A 14,671-nucleotide genomic window follows, 5' to 3' on the forward strand; every position below is an offset into this window, starting at 1 on the left:
AAATCTCTTTACTTTGGTGTCAAACGGGAGTATGATCTCTTTTATAAAAGACCAATCGCTGAATCATTTCGATGAGCGGGGGAACCAATTGTGGTGCAAGGCACCACGTGGGGTGAATCCTTTTTAGGTAGGGCAAAGTCTCATGCGCCCGAATCCGTCAGCTAACCTCGTAAGCGTTAAAGAGAGCAAAGACCAACCTGTGATCTAAAGAATAGGCACAGGGGCATTCTATTGCCTCTGTGTCTTTTTGGCGATCCATCTTTTGCAACTTAAATCGTTTGACACTAAAGGAGCGGGCATCACATGTACAGTTTGATGAAGCGTATTTTAATTGGTAAACCATTAAAATCACAAGCAGCAGGAGAACAAAAACTATCAAAAATCAAAGCGTTGGCATTATTGTCATCGGACGCATTGTCATCAGTGGCATACGGTACAGAACAAATCTTAATTGTTCTTTCTGTCGTTAGTGCAGCAGCATTTTGGTACTCACTCCCGATTGCAGGTTGTGTATTAATTCTTTTAATGGCGTTAATTCTATCTTACCGCCAGATCATTTATGCTTATCCAGAAGGCGGCGGGGCATATGTCGTCTCTAGCAGAAACCTAGGTGAAAAACCAGGATTGATCGCTGGTGGGTCATTGCTTGTAGACTATATTTTGACTGTAGCAGTGAGCATATCAGCGGGCACTGATGCCATCACATCGGCTTTTCCAGCACTATATCCATATCATGTTTTGATCTCAATTGTATTGGTCATCGTGATTATGGTGCTCAACCTTCGTGGATTGACAGAATCGGCATCTATCCTGGCTTATCCTGTATACTTGTTTGTATTTTCACTCCTTATCTTAATTGGAGTAGGTGGCTTCAAATTATTAACAGGAGGCGTACCACCAGCACCTGAGCATACAGCGGTAGGCACGCACGTACAAGGCATTACATTATTTCTGTTATTAAAAGCTTTTTCATCTGGCTGTTCTGCTCTGACTGGAGTAGAAGCCATTTCAAATACCATTCCATCCTTTAAAAAACCGGCTGCTCAAAATGCAGCAAGAACATTATTGATGATGGGTGGATTATTAGCTGTTTTATTTGTGGGAGTCACATTACTTGCGTTTGGTTTCGGCATCTCGCCAAAGCCAGAAGAAACGGTTGTATCACAAATTGCATCAGACACTTTTGGGCGTACGTTTTTCTATTACGTGATACAGGCAGTCACAGCGCTAATCCTAATATTAGCGGCAAATACCGGCTTTTCAGCCTTTCCGTTATTGGCTGTCAATTTAGCAAAGGATAAGTATATGCCGCGTATGTTTACTGTAAGAGGAGACCGGCTTGGTTACTCTAATGGCATTATCTTTCTAGGCGTAGCCTCTATGCTGCTCATCTGGTTGTTTGATGGGAAAACAGAACACCTCATCCCGCTATATGCTGTCGGTGTGTTCATTCCATTTACCCTGTCGCAGACCGGCATGTGTGTGAAGTGGATTCGTGAAAAACCGCGGGGCTGGAAAACGAAAATGCCAATCAATATCGTCGGAGCACTGATTTCTTTTACAGTTTTCATGATTCTCATTTTGACCAAGTTCCATCTCGTATGGCCAGTATTTGTTTTCATGCCTATTGTTCTATTTATCTTTCATTCCATTAAAAAGCATTACCTGTCTGTTGGAGAACAACTGCGTTTATTGAATGAAACAGAGCCTGTTGAGATTAAAGGGAATGTGGTCATCGTACCGATAGCAGGTGTAACACGTGTCGTCGAACAATCTGTCCAATATGCAAGGTCTTTGTCAGATCAAGTCATAGCGGTTCATGTATCCTTTGATAAAGAAAAGGATAAGAAAATTGAAGAGGATTGGGAAAAACTAAACAGCGGTGTACGGCTTGTGATGCTGCATTCTTCCTATCGAAGCCTCATTCACCCGCTTGATAAATTTCTTGAAACCATTGAGGCAAAAGCAAATGCGCATCAATATAAAGTGATGGTGCTCGTGCCTCAATTTATCCCGAAAAAAAGATGGCACACCATTTTGCATAATCAATCTGCCTTTTTATTAAGATTCCGCCTATTATGGAAGCGTGATATTGTGGTGGCGACCCTCCCATATCATTTTAAAAAGTAGCAAAAGCAAGTTGAAACGTTTGATTAAAAGGATGCGGTGGTATGGAGTAAGAAAAAAGGAGTTTTCTCACATGCCGCAAAGAACCGCAGGAAAAGAAGTAACAGCGCTACTGGAAGAGTGGGGCGTGAAACATATTTATGGAATGCCCGGCGACAGCATAAACGAATTGATTGAAGAACTTAGGCATGAATCAAGCCAAATACAATTTATACAAACGAGACATGAAGAAGTGGCAGCACTTTCAGCGGCGGCTGATGCCAAACTAACAGGTAAACTCGGTGTCTGCTTATCAATCGCTGGGCCGGGTGCTGTCCACTTATTAAATGGACTATATGATGCAAAAGCAGATGGTTCACCAGTTTTAGCAATTGCAGGACAGGTTGCTTCGGCCGAAGTAGGCAGAGGCGCATTTCAAGAAATCAAATTAGAGCGGATGTTTGATGATGTCGCTGTCTTTAATCAGCAGGTACAGACGGCAGAAGCGCTGCCTGACTTATTGAATCAAGCCATCAAAGCAGCTTATACCCATAAAGGTGTGGCAGTTCTCACCGTATCGGATGACTTATTTTCTCAAAAAATTAAGCGTAAACCCGTTTATACATCTCCTCTTTATGTGGAGGGAGAAGTACGGCCAAAGAAAGATCAACTGCTAAAGGCAGCTCAGCTGATTAACAATGCGAAGAAGCCAGTCATCTTAGCAGGTAAAGGATTAAGACATGCAAAAGAAGAGCTTCTTTCATTTGCAGAAAAGGCAGCTGCTCCTATCGTCATCACACTCCCTGCAAAAGGGGTTGTGCCAGACAGGCATCCATACTTTTTAGGTAACCTAGGTCAAATTGGAACGAAGCCGGCATATGAAGCGATGGAAGAATGTGATCTCTTAATTATGCTTGGAACCTCCTTTCCATATAGAGACTACTTACCAGAGGACACGCCAGCCATTCAACTGGATATTAAACCAGATCAAATCGGTAAAAGATATCCGGTAGATGTGGGAATCGTGAGCGACAGCAAGAGTGGTTTGCATGAACTGACTTCCTACATTGAATATAAAGAGCAGCGTGGTTTTCTTGAAGCTTGTACAGAGCATATGATGAAGTGGCGAGAAGAAATGGATAAGGAAAAATCCGTTGCTACTTCACCGATTAAACCACAGCAAGTCATTGCTAGACTAGAAGAAGCAGTCGAGGACGACGCCATTCTTTCAGTTGATGTTGGTAATGTGACGGTCTGGATGGCACGTCATTTCGAAATGAAACAGCAGGATTTCATTATCTCCAGCTGGCTTGCCACAATGGGCTGTGGTTTACCTGGTGCGATTTCGGCTAAGTTAAATGAACCGAACCGACAAGCCATTGCTGTCTGTGGTGATGGAGGCTTCACAATGGTCATGCAAGACTTTGTGACAGCTGTAAAATATAAGCTGCCGATTGTTGTCGTGATCTTAAACAACAACAATTTAGGAATGATTGAATATGAGCAACAGGTAAAAGGAAACATGAATTATGGTATAGAGCTGGAGGATATTGATTTTGCTAAGTTTGCAGAAGCATGTGGCGGCAAAGGGATCTCTGTGTCATCACATGAAGAATTAGCGCCAGCCTTTGATACAGCCCTTCAATCTGATAAACCAGTCATTATTGATGTCACTGTCGCCAATGAACCCCCGTTACCTGGGAAAATCACTTACACCCAAGCAGCAGGCTTCAGTAAATATTTATTGAAAAAATTCTTTGAAAAAGGTGAGTTGGATATCCCTCCACTCAAGAAAAGCCTCAAACGCTTTTTCTAAACACAAGGTAGTCGGTCTTCTGAAAAGAAGGCTGACTTTTTTTTGTGATGATTAGGGGAAATCATTTCAATTGTCACTTGCTTTCATCTCTATTGAAATTAATGGATATTATTTTTGTAACTTAAAGCCTATTTTTCCAATTCGTTGATAAAGGTAAAATAGACTTTATGATCAATAATGGAGGGAGTGACTTCTTCTGGGCAAGATACTTGATGCAAAAGCACTAACAAGTGCCATGGACACAAGGGCAAAACACTATCAGGAACTCCGCGAACAAATGGTAGATTTAAAAAAGGCACTACAAGGTGTGGCGAATCTCGGTGATGATTTCACTGGAAAAGGCGCCGATAACATTAAAAGCTTTTATAAAGAGCTGGCTGGAAATGTAGACATGTTTATCAGTTTCATTGATAAGCAGAAAGCCTTTCATGAAGGTGTTTCTGGGACACTCGATGATACAAACTTTGGCGGCGATACCTTTGTAGAAGAGCACTTTTTAGACAACGCAGTACATATGGGCATCAAGAATGCCAAAAGCATTGTAAAGGATCAAAAAAAGGCACTTAAAACGATTTTTCAAGACATTGATGACCTCATTCCTCTAGAGGTATTTGACAGCAAAACCTTTGATGAAAAAATTGCAAATGCAGAAGATGAACGAAAAAAGACAGTAAAAGACCTAAGAGAGCTTGATCAAAATTTAAAAGATGAATATGCTTTGTCAGAAACGGAGCAGCAAGCTACAATGGCATTGTACGCGGAAATGATGAATGCCACAAATGACGGAAAAGCGATTTCGCCTATGAATTTTGACAAGAAAGCGTATCAAAATAGCGAAATCTACAAGGCAAAAAGCGATATTGAGAAGCAAACTACTGAATATCTCAAAATTAAAAAAGAACAAGAAGAAGCTAGAGAAATCGCAAAGGAACAAGAAGCACTCGCCAACCGCCCTTGGTATGAAAAAGCACTTGATTATGGTGGAAATATCGTGAATGAACTGACTGGTGTAAACGATGCAAAACGCGCCGCAACGGGCGTTGACCCGGTCACAGGCGAAGAACTTACCGCAGGACAGCGCGTCGCCGCAGGCGGCATGGCAGCAGCAGGTTATATCCCAATCGTCGGTTGGGCAGGCCGCATTTTCAAAGGCGGGAAAGCCGTTTATAAAACAACTCAAGCCACCTCGGCCGCAGTCAGAGCAGTCGATATTTACAAAACATCGCAAAAGTCTTTTGACGCCCTAAAAACATCCCAAAAAGGCTTATATGGCCTCACCGCCACCAACGGCTTCAGCGAAGCGATTACGGGGCGTGATATGTTTGGGAATAAGATCTCGAAAGAACAGCAGGAAGCGAGCATGAACGCAGCGCTTGGAATGCTTTTGCCGTTTGGGGCGAAAGGGTTTCATGGGAAGATGGGGGTTAAAAGTACTGCTAAAAATGTAGATAATGGTACAGTGTGGAGGAATATAAAAGTTACTCAACCACTTTATGAAGGTACAAAAATCCCAAAATCTTTTGAATTAGCAACAGTTGATGGACAGTTCTGGGTGCACCCTAATGGAACAAAACATATGGTTGAGTATATAACTAGAGATGCAACTACACATGGTATGCCGATAAATAGTCAAACTTTATTGTCGAGTTTCCAAAGCTCTGTTAACAATGCTGCTAAGCAAGGAATTAAATATGAAGAAATTATGAAGGTAGGTAATTGGGAATTAATATTTAGTAAACCCCGGGGAGACGGATTACTACCAGTAATAAAGCATGCTGTGTATATGCCTTAAAAGGAGAAATGATGATGTTAAAAGTAAAAGATTATAAAGACAGCCAACCTATAAACATTGAATATGATCTTTATACACCGATTAATATAGAATTTGGTAGTTGGAATATATCAAAAGAGCCAACGATATATTGGAGAACTGGAGATTTCAAGAAATCTTTAATTGAAATAGGTTTAGGGAAATATACAGGTAATATTCGTTCAATTACACTAACGTTAAGTGAAAATGTACACAAAATGGAAAGTTTGAAATTAGATATGGAAGATATAAATATGGTTAAAGGTGTACCGAGTTTTCAGATAGAAGAATCTAATGATAATACCTATATAGACGAAAAAGGTAAATTAGACGTATATATAGGGATGGATAAGGTATTAATTTCATTCTCAGAAAATGATGCAGTATCTATTTTACAAAATGATACAGTAGGATTTGCTTTGGATAAAGAAGAAGTAGTTTGTGGTATTATCATAAGTGGTATGTTAGAACATGAAAAGAAAACATTAGAAGATGCATTGAATTAGAGTGTTATGAAATACAAAAACCTTAATGGCTAAATGTCTTTAAAGGTTTTTTGTGTTTATCGGAGTTTAGGTAATTATTCGATAGTGATGAATATGGTGAAGGAATTTTTAATTATCAAGAAAGTTCTTACGAAGAATTTATCAATTATATTGATCGATTAAGAATTGAACTTTGATTTATTAAAAGACTCTTTGAAATAAACGCCACATACAAAACTAAAAGAATTTTATAATTTCAAAAGAAAGTGCTAGAAGCCACCTCATGAGCAAGTGAAAACGGATATTATAATTATTTACAGCTGGTTTTCGTTTTGTTCAAAATTAGAAACTGAAAGGGTTTTTAATATTGAATGATATATTGACAAAGAAGTTAGTTATAGAAAGTGGTATTGAGTTTGAAAAGTCTCTAGAGTATGGGGGACCCTACGAACTAGCGATTGTAGAATATACTCAAGGAGGGAAAGAAAAACTATTTACTGGACTAGCCTATGATATGTACGAAAACGGACATATTGAAAGTTATTTCTATGTAGAGAAAGGTATTAAACAGGGGAAGTATGTGGAGTTTTACTCAAATGGCAGTGTGAAAAAAATAGGGTATATGAGGAAGAACGCTACAGAGGGATATCAAGTTGAGTTTTTTGAGAATGGAAATAAAAAGTATGAATGTGAATGTATTGCTGGCCGAGAGATGACTTACATAAAATATGATAAAGAGGGTAATGTGAAAGAGCATAAGGCAGAACCTAGTGAATCAGATTTAATATATGCTGAAAAATTCAATGATTGATCAATGGTCACATGAAATATCAGTTAAAAAAGCTTAAAATGAGAAGAAATCAAGTAGAAATCATTACAAATTGAAAAGGAGAAAAAACCATGCTATGGATCCTCACACAAAACCAGCAAACTCTGATTCATGTCCAAGAAGTCTCAGTAAGCGGCAAAAAAATTGAAGGGATGATCTTGGGAAGTACTTCTTGGGCAAAGATGCTCGGCAAGTATGACTCAAATGATCGCGCAGCCGAGATTCTTCAAGACATGATGAAGACGATTGAAGAACATCCAAATGCCACGATGACATACCGAATGCCGCTTCAATAAAAAAGAAACCACCTTTTCATCGCGAAAAGGTGGTTTTTGTTTAGGATGGTGTTTTTCCAAAGGCTAAGAATAAAGGGATGCCTGTGCCGACAAGGGTTGTGGCAAATAGGAACATACCGCAAATAAATAGAAAATGGCTGGCTGAAAAGACGAGTGCCAGAATGAGAAAAACGATGCTGAGTCCTACCATGCTATAGGATGGGACAAAGCGGCGTTTGTAGGTGGCTTTCTTTGTTAGGAATGAGAAGAAAATACCAAATACCAAAGGGACAATCCATAAGTAAAATAAAATAATAAGAGACATACATCATACCTCGATTTTTCCTTCTATTTTATCAGATGCCGATCACAACGGATACTACAAAGCTTCACTTTGTAAAATAATTCATGCAATCGACACAATTAAGTAGGCTGATTCATCGAATACGTTTTTTGTTTCATATATTCAGGCTGTAAAAGGGCGTACACACAATGATCGGTAAAGCGATTGCCCAGCCATTCACATTGCCTTAATATTCCCTCAAGCGAAAAGGATAATCTCTCTGCAATGCGTCTGCTTTTCTGATTGTCGACAGCAGCCCTAATCTCAATACGGTGCAGTCCGCACTCTTCAAATAAATAGCGAATGACCGCTTGGCAGGCTTTTGTCATGATGCCTTTTCCTTGATAGCCTTCTCCGAGCCAATAGCCGATTGAAACGGTCCTATTGATCCAATGAATTTGATGGGTGCCAATGATGCCGACGAGTTCTCCATGTGACCAGATGCCCGCTTGAAAACCGTTGTTCTGCATCGCTTGCTGCATGGCGCCTTGGATAAACGCCATACTGTCTTCCTCTGTCTGCGTTGAATCCACCCAAAGCATCCATTCACGTAAATGCTCTCTCGACCGCTGAATGAGCAAATACAGACTTCTTGCGTCTCTTGGCTCAAGCAGCCGCATGGATATCTCTTGATCCTGATAAACAAACATGAACCCACATCCTCTCAGGGGAATTCTACCATAACCAAATGGAAAGAAAAAGACAGCTCAACACTGTCTTTTACATAAACGTATCTACAATTAAGAAAAGATTAAGTGCTACAACAAGAGCTGCTATCACCCAAGATATTCCTGTCACCCAGCGGGCATTCGTTAATTCGCCCATAATTCGCTTTTTACTTGTAAATAAAATGAGCGGAATTAAAGCAAAGGCAATACCAAAGGATAAGACGACCTGACTCATCACAAGCGCGGAGGTCGGGTTCACCCCAGATGCAATGATCGCAATAGGGGGAATGATGGTAATCAGCCGGCGGACATATAGCGGGATTCGGTATTGAATAAAGCCCTGCATAATGATATCGCCTGACAGTGTACCAACAGAAGAGCTGGATAGTCCGGCTACAAGCAGACCTACACCAAATAAGATGGCTGATACAGGCCCTGCGAGTGTACCAAAATGCTGAAACGCAACATCCAGATCTTCAACAAAGAGACCATTTTTATAAAATAAAGCGGCTGCCACAATCAACATGCTGGCATTGATGGCCCCGGCGACTATCATCGCAATGAGGATATCTAAAAACTCAAAGCGGAAAATCTGCTTTTTCTCCTTTTCCGTTCTGCCGACGACTCTTCTTTGGGTTAAAGCTGAATGTAAGTAGATTGCGTGAGGCATCACAGTAGCACCTAAAATTCCAGCTGCAAGCAGCACGCTGTCTGCGCCATCAAATTTTGGAATGAAAAGTCCGCCAGCGACACTTGCGATATCTGGTTTGGCGACAAAGGTTTGCACAGCGAAAGCGATCACGACAACGAACAGCATGCCTGTAATACCTGCTTCTAATGCTCGATAGCCTCGTCTTTGCAGCTCTAAAATCGCAAAGGAACCAATAGCGGCGATAATAGATGCTTCAAGCAGAGGGATTCGAAAAAGCAAGTATAAACCAAGTGCCGCCCCGATAAACTCAGCTAAATCCGTGGCAATAATGACGAGCTCTCCCTGAATCCATAAACCGATTGAAACGGGTTTTGGAAACTCTTCACGTGCGATTTCAGGTAAGTTTTTACCTGTCGCGATTCCAAGCTTTGCGGATAAGGACTGGATGAGCAAAGCCATGAGATTTGATATGAGAATGACCCATAAAAGGAGATATCCGTATTTGGAGCCAGCCGCAATGTTGGTGGCGAAATTTCCTGGATCAATATATGCAATGGCTGCGATAAAAGCAGGGCCGAGAAAAGGAAGGAGCCTTCTAAATCCTTTGACCTTTCCTTCAAGTGCACGCTCAGCTGCAGCTGACATGTGTGCCTGTGCCTCGATGTATTTGTTTGTCATATGTCATCACCTAGATTCTACAAAGTTTTGCTTTGGCACAAAAAGTTTCCTTGATGCAATTTTTTAATCATCATATGCCCATCTTCATGAAAAGTCAACTATCTGAACTAATAGGTTTGTTTATCATATGTAAGTGAAAAAAATAGATACCTTGTCAATCCATCACATAAAAAACACCGCCTCTTAGACGGTGTCCCTACTGCTTCCTCTGTTATTCATTTTTTTAAGATACCCTTGATCCCACACTGCGGAAGATCAGGCTTAAGATAATGACAAAGATCGCTGCACCTAAGATTGCTGGAAAGATCGCAAAGCCTGCCAGACTAGGACCCCACGTTCCAAGTAATCCATGACCAATCCAAGCACCTGCAAGTCCGGCAATCATTGAACCGATCCATCCTCCTGGTACACTACCTCCAGCGAGTGCACTGCCAATAAGGCCGATGACAATCGCCACAACTAATGAAATCAGAAATCCTAACATGTTGATCACTCCTCTTTTTGTTTGTGTATTAAGCAATAACCGTTTTGAAAAAGTTTCAAACCTTTCGAAACCGCTTCAATGTTCTATACGTATGATGGACAAGGATTGTGTATAATAACAAACAAATACTTGAGCGGCATCTAAGGAGGCAAATGGCATGGAGGAAAAAGAGTGGCTAAAAGCACAATTAAAGGAGATTGAACAGTGGGAGAAAGACCAGCAAAAGGTATGGTTTTGGGAGAAACTCAGCCGCCTTCCATTTCAAATGCTGGACAAGCTGACGCCTGCCTTTATTCAGAAAAAAATCGGTGTGCTGCTTGATGAAATGGGGCATTACATTCAATCAGGCGGTGCCTATTTGACATCAGAAAAAGGCATCATCCATCAATTTCAAAAGAAATGTGCTGATGATTCCATTCAGCGCATAGAAGATATTGAAAAAGCTCCTATTGAAATCATGGATGCCATTAGTGAACATATGGGGAAAAACAGGACGAACCTCGCCACGGTACAAGGTGCGACAACTGGTGTCGGCGGTATGTTTACGCTGGCAGCAGATATTCCTGCGGTACTGGGGCTCTCCCTTAAAACATTACAGGATATTGCCGTCACCTATGGCTATGATCCTAAAAACAAGGAAGAGCGGGTCTTCATCATAAAATGCTTACAGCTGAACTCTGCTGATGTGGTGGGGAAGAAATCTATATTAAAAGAGCTGAGGAGCTATCAAGCTTCAGAAGGAAAGCACGAAAACATGATTTCCCAAATCCAAGGGTGGCGTGAAGTGGTGTATAATTACCGGGATTCGTTTGGCTGGAAGAAGCTGTTTCAGCTTGTTCCCATAGCAGGCATTTTGTTTGGCGCAGTTTCCAACCGCTCACAACTAAAAGGTATTGCCGAAACAGGCATGATGCAATACCGAAAGCGAAGAATTGTCACAAGATTAGAAGAGCTCACGCAGCAAGAACAGAGTGAATCTGGTGCATAAAAAATCCCTTTCTCAAAGGGATTTTTTATTTGGTCTCATCCTCTTCTTGAAAAGCATGGATAGGAGAATGTTCATAACGCGCACGCAGCTCGCGAATCTGCTTGATTAGGGTGGAACCAATGGTTTTTTCGGCTTCCTCATACAAAGGATCGAGGGCTTTCACCCATTTTTGTCTTTCTGCTGGCGTCAATTCATGAATGGCAATCGGCGATTCCCGTTTAATGTCCTCCAGCTGATCTTTGTTCATCTGTTCTGCATGTTTTTCATTCCAAGCTGTTGTTTCTTCCATGGCTTCAAGTAAAATTCGTTTCGTTTCAGGTGTCTGGCGTTCAAAGAAGGATTGATCTGTTAAGACCACATAGCCCAAATACCCGTGATTACTGATCGTCATATAGTCTTGTATATGATAGAATTTTTTTGAATAAATATTTGAAATGGTATTTTCTTCACCGTCTACTTTTTTTGTCTCTAATAGCTGGAACGTTGAATTAAACGATTCCTGATAGGGCTTTGCGCCAAGAAGTTTGAATTGTTTTTCAATCATGTCGCTTTGCATAATGCGGAGAGATTGGTTTTTTAAATCACCAGGCTGTTTGATTGGACCTTTATTAGAGGTGATTTGCTTAAAGCCATTTGTCCAATAGGCCATTCCCTTTAGCCCGTCTTTTTGCAGGGTGCCAAACAATCTTTGGCCAATTGCACCGTGTAGGCCTTCTTGAACCGCATCATAATTAGAAAAAGCAAAGGGAAGGTCAAGAGCCAGCCACTCAGGGGACAGCATGCCGAGCTTCGAGGTAGACGGGGCGATAAATTGAACTTGATTCTCTTTAAGTGCATTAATTTCTTCTATATCAGAATAAAGACTCCCGTTGGAGAAAATCTGAATGCTGATCTTCCCATCGGATTTTTCGTGCACAAGCTCAGCAAATTTCTTTGCGGCAAGTCCTTTTGGTGTATTATCTGCCACGACATGGCTAAATTTGAACACAAGCTGATCCTTCAGCCCTGTCTGTTCATCATCAAAGGTCGTCGCTGATTTTGGCATCATATGATAAAAACCAAAGTATAAAGCGGTTACAAAACCGATTATGAGCAATAGTGTATAGGCGAGTAAATTCTTCATGCGTCCGATCCCCCTTATGTCAAGCATACTTGACCGAGGAAGAATTCGTAAAGATACAGGTGAAAAAATGATGAGAAATCGATTGAAATTACAACAATTATCTATTAGATGGAAGCTCACCATTCTCACATATTTCGTTGTCATTTTCGCCCTTTTAATCGGAGGAATTGTCCTTGTTGGGGGAATCCAGCAAACAGAGGAACGAGAGCTTCGAAAAAGGCTCATGAACACGGCGAGAACAGTGGCTGAGATGAATGAGGTGAAGCAGGCGTTAGCTGATCAAACAAAGGAACGTAACCGATTACAGCATGCCATCGAAGAGATTCGGATTATTCAAGACGCTGACTACATTGTCGTCATGGATATGGAGCATGTGAGATTAACGCATCCAGTAAAAACAAGGATTGGTCAGCGCTCGGAGGGGACAGATGAAGAGCCTGCTTTTGCAGAGCATATTTATTTCTCAGAAGCAGAGGGAGAGCTTGGGACAGCCATCAGAGCCTTTTATCCAGTGAAGGATGATCAATTTAATCAAACAGGGGTTGTCCTTGTAGGGAGAACGCTGCCAAGTATGATCGATATATTAGGAGAAATGAAGCGGGATATCCTCATGATCCTTCTGCTGACGCTCAGCTTTGGGCTTGTAGGCTCATTTTTGCTCGCCCGTCATATTAAACAGCAAATGTTTAAGCTGGAGCCGCATGAGATTGTCAGAATGCTAGAGGAGCGCACCGCAACCTTCCACTCTATTAATGAAGGGGTCATCGCCATTGATAATCAGCACATGATCACCATTTTTAATGAAAAGGCGAAGCAAATTTTTGGTGTGACAGGGGATGTCGTAGGCCGGAATATTTGGGATGTGCTGTCTGACACAAGACTCCCTGAGATCATTGATCGCGCTGAACCCGTTTACAATGAAGAAATTCATATGAGCGGAAAGCGGATTATGAGCAGCCGGATTCCGATTGTCATGAAAAAGAAAATTATCGGAGCGGTCGCCATTTTTCAGGACCGGACAGAAGCGGCAAAATTGGCAGAGGAGTTAACCGGAGTCAAGAACTTTGTTGACGGTCTGCGGGTGCAAAACCATGAGCATATGAACAAGCTTCATACGATTGCCGGGCTGATTCAGCTTGGTAAACCCGATCAGGCGCTCGATCTAGCCTTTCAAACGACGGAAGAACAGGAACTTGTGATGGACTTTCTTCACCGCGTCATTCAGCATGATGCCGTTGCGGGATTATTGATGAGCAAAATCAGAAGGGGCAAGGAGCTAGGCATAAAGGTCGAAGTAGACGAACATAGCTGTCTGCGTGATTTCCCTGAGCGTCTAGATCAGCATGATATGACGAAGCTGCTTGGCAATCTGATCGAGAACGCCTTTGCCTCGTATGATACTGTAGAAAGAAACACAAAACGCATTTCTATTAGTATTGATCAAACCGAGGATGTCCTCGCGATGTTAATTGAAGACAATGGCTCCGGGATTGAAGAGGAAATGATTCCTTATATTTTCGATAAAGGTTTCACACACGGCAAAGAAGGCGGAACAGGCTATGGCCTGTATATTGTAAAAACGATTATCGACAAAGGAATGGGAAATGTAGAAGTCACATCAAGCATCGGCATTGGTACCACCTTCTCAATCGAATTCCCAATGACAATAGAGGAGAGAGACAGATGACTCAGATTAAGGTGCTATTAATTGAAGATGACCCGATGGTGCAAGAAGTGAATAAAGAGTTCATTAAGAGTGTTCCTGGCTTTCAAGTTGCGGCAGTCGCAGGTAATGGGGAGCAGGGCATCCAGCTGATCAAAGAAATTCGTCCAGACCTTGTTGTCCTCGATGTATATATGCCAAAAAAAGATGGCGTGAAGACGCTTCAAGACATTAGAAAGCAAAAGATACAGGTGGATGTGATCGTTATTTCTGCGGCAAAGGACAAAGAGACCATTGGCATCATGCTTCAAAATGGCGCACGAGATTATATCATCAAGCCGTTTAAGTTCGAACGTATGAAAGAATCACTTGAAAACTATAAAGCGTTTAAATCTAAAATTCGCACAGCAGCAGAATTTTCTCAGGAGATGCTGGATGATATCATACGAAAGCCTGCTGTTAAGCAGGAGGATACTTGGCTCCCTAAGGGGCTGAATGTGCATACGATGAATGAAATTAAAGCCTATATGGGCTTGCAGGAAGGCCCGCAGTCTGCAGAGGAAGTTGCCAATGCACTCGGCATTGCCCGTGTCACGGCACGCAGGTATTTAGATTTCTTAGTGAAAGAAGGCGAGCTAAAATTAGATATGCAATATGGCGGGGTTGGCCGGCCTCTCAATAAATATATCGTACATTCTGACTAAAAGACCAAAAAGACCAAAATGTACGATATGTCCATAAGCTTCACAGC

General features: G+C 41.6%; 14 protein-coding genes and 1 riboswitch. Of the genes, 9 read left to right on the forward strand and 5 right to left on the reverse strand.

The features are described from left to right. The first annotated feature begins 46 nt into the window (after window positions 1-46). Window positions 47-191, forward strand: a riboswitch (cyclic di-AMP (ydaO/yuaA leader). Between the two features lie 112 nt (window positions 192-303). The 6 genes from C6Y02_RS15750 (at window position 304) to C6Y02_RS15775 (ending at window position 7,342) form a co-directional block, all read left to right on the forward strand. Next, complete coding sequence (locus C6Y02_RS15750) at window positions 304-2,130, forward strand: APC family permease (RefSeq protein WP_066031299.1); 1,827 nt, start codon at window positions 304-306, stop codon at window positions 2,128-2,130. 70 nt (window positions 2,131-2,200) lie between these two features. After that, window positions 2,201-3,922, forward strand: coding sequence for a pyruvate oxidase (locus C6Y02_RS15755; protein ID WP_106031662.1), 1,722 nt, complete (start codon window positions 2,201-2,203; stop codon window positions 3,920-3,922). Between the two features lie 196 nt (window positions 3,923-4,118). Continuing rightward, on the forward strand, window positions 4,119-5,714 hold the full coding sequence (locus C6Y02_RS15760) for a ribonuclease YeeF family protein (RefSeq protein ID WP_223256598.1): 1,596 nt from the start codon (window positions 4,119-4,121) through the stop codon (window positions 5,712-5,714). 14 nt (window positions 5,715-5,728) lie between these two features. Continuing rightward, entirely contained in the window at window positions 5,729-6,238 is a 510-nt protein-coding gene (locus C6Y02_RS15765; protein ID WP_106031664.1) for a hypothetical protein, read from the forward strand. A 343-nt stretch (window positions 6,239-6,581) separates the two neighbouring features. Further along, window positions 6,582-7,028, forward strand: coding sequence for a toxin-antitoxin system YwqK family antitoxin (locus C6Y02_RS15770; protein WP_034663991.1), 447 nt, complete (start codon window positions 6,582-6,584; stop codon window positions 7,026-7,028). Window positions 7,029-7,117: 89 nt separating this feature from the next. Then, a complete protein-coding gene (locus C6Y02_RS15775) occupies window positions 7,118-7,342 on the forward strand; it encodes a hypothetical protein (protein ID WP_003214145.1) in 225 nt (74 codons plus the stop codon). A gap of 40 nt (window positions 7,343-7,382) precedes the next feature. On the opposite strand, the gene C6Y02_RS15780 is transcribed toward C6Y02_RS15775, so the two are convergent. The 4 genes from C6Y02_RS15780 to C6Y02_RS15795 all read right to left on the reverse strand — a co-directional run bounded on the left by C6Y02_RS15780 (window position 7,383) and on the right by C6Y02_RS15795 (window position 10,146). Beyond that, entirely contained in the window at window positions 7,383-7,646 is a 264-nt protein-coding gene (locus C6Y02_RS15780; protein WP_034663988.1) for a hypothetical protein, read from the reverse strand. A 98-nt stretch (window positions 7,647-7,744) separates the two neighbouring features. Then, the gene (locus C6Y02_RS15785; RefSeq protein ID WP_034663987.1) at window positions 7,745-8,314 is read right to left on the reverse strand and encodes a GNAT family N-acetyltransferase; all 570 of its coding nucleotides are present in this window, start codon (window positions 8,312-8,314) and stop codon (window positions 7,745-7,747) included. Between the two features lie 70 nt (window positions 8,315-8,384). Beyond that, window positions 8,385-9,662, reverse strand: a complete 1,278-nt coding sequence (locus C6Y02_RS15790) for an Nramp family divalent metal transporter (protein WP_034663985.1) — start codon at window positions 9,660-9,662, stop codon at window positions 8,385-8,387. Window positions 9,663-9,885: 223 nt separating this feature from the next. Beyond that, window positions 9,886-10,146 carry a GlsB/YeaQ/YmgE family stress response membrane protein gene (locus tag C6Y02_RS15795; RefSeq protein WP_034663984.1) on the reverse strand — a complete coding sequence of 87 codons (261 nt, stop codon included), beginning with the start codon at window positions 10,144-10,146 and terminating at the stop codon, window positions 9,886-9,888. 157 nt (window positions 10,147-10,303) lie between these two features. Between C6Y02_RS15795 and C6Y02_RS15800 the strand changes: the two genes are divergently transcribed. After that, window positions 10,304-11,134, forward strand: a complete 831-nt coding sequence (locus tag C6Y02_RS15800; protein ID WP_106031665.1) for an EcsC family protein — start codon at window positions 10,304-10,306, stop codon at window positions 11,132-11,134. A gap of 25 nt (window positions 11,135-11,159) precedes the next feature. Here C6Y02_RS15800 and C6Y02_RS15805 read toward each other — a convergent pair whose 3' ends face one another. Next, the gene (locus tag C6Y02_RS15805) at window positions 11,160-12,257 is read right to left on the reverse strand and encodes a DctP family TRAP transporter solute-binding subunit (protein ID WP_066031296.1); all 1,098 of its coding nucleotides are present in this window, start codon (window positions 12,255-12,257) and stop codon (window positions 11,160-11,162) included. Between the two features lie 67 nt (window positions 12,258-12,324). On the opposite strand from C6Y02_RS15805, the gene C6Y02_RS15810 reads away from it, so the two are divergent. After that, window positions 12,325-13,944, forward strand: coding sequence for an ATP-binding protein (locus tag C6Y02_RS15810; RefSeq protein WP_411266006.1), 1,620 nt, complete (start codon window positions 12,325-12,327; stop codon window positions 13,942-13,944). After that, the gene (locus C6Y02_RS15815; RefSeq protein WP_106031667.1) at window positions 13,941-14,624 is read left to right on the forward strand and encodes a response regulator; all 684 of its coding nucleotides are present in this window, start codon (window positions 13,941-13,943) and stop codon (window positions 14,622-14,624) included. The genes C6Y02_RS15810 and C6Y02_RS15815 overlap by 4 nt, the downstream gene beginning before the upstream one ends. The last annotated feature ends 47 nt before the right edge of the window (window positions 14,625-14,671 follow it).

This window comes from Bacillus sp. NMCC4, assembly GCF_002998555.1.
Lineage (GTDB): Bacteria > Bacillota > Bacilli > Bacillales > Bacillaceae > Bacillus.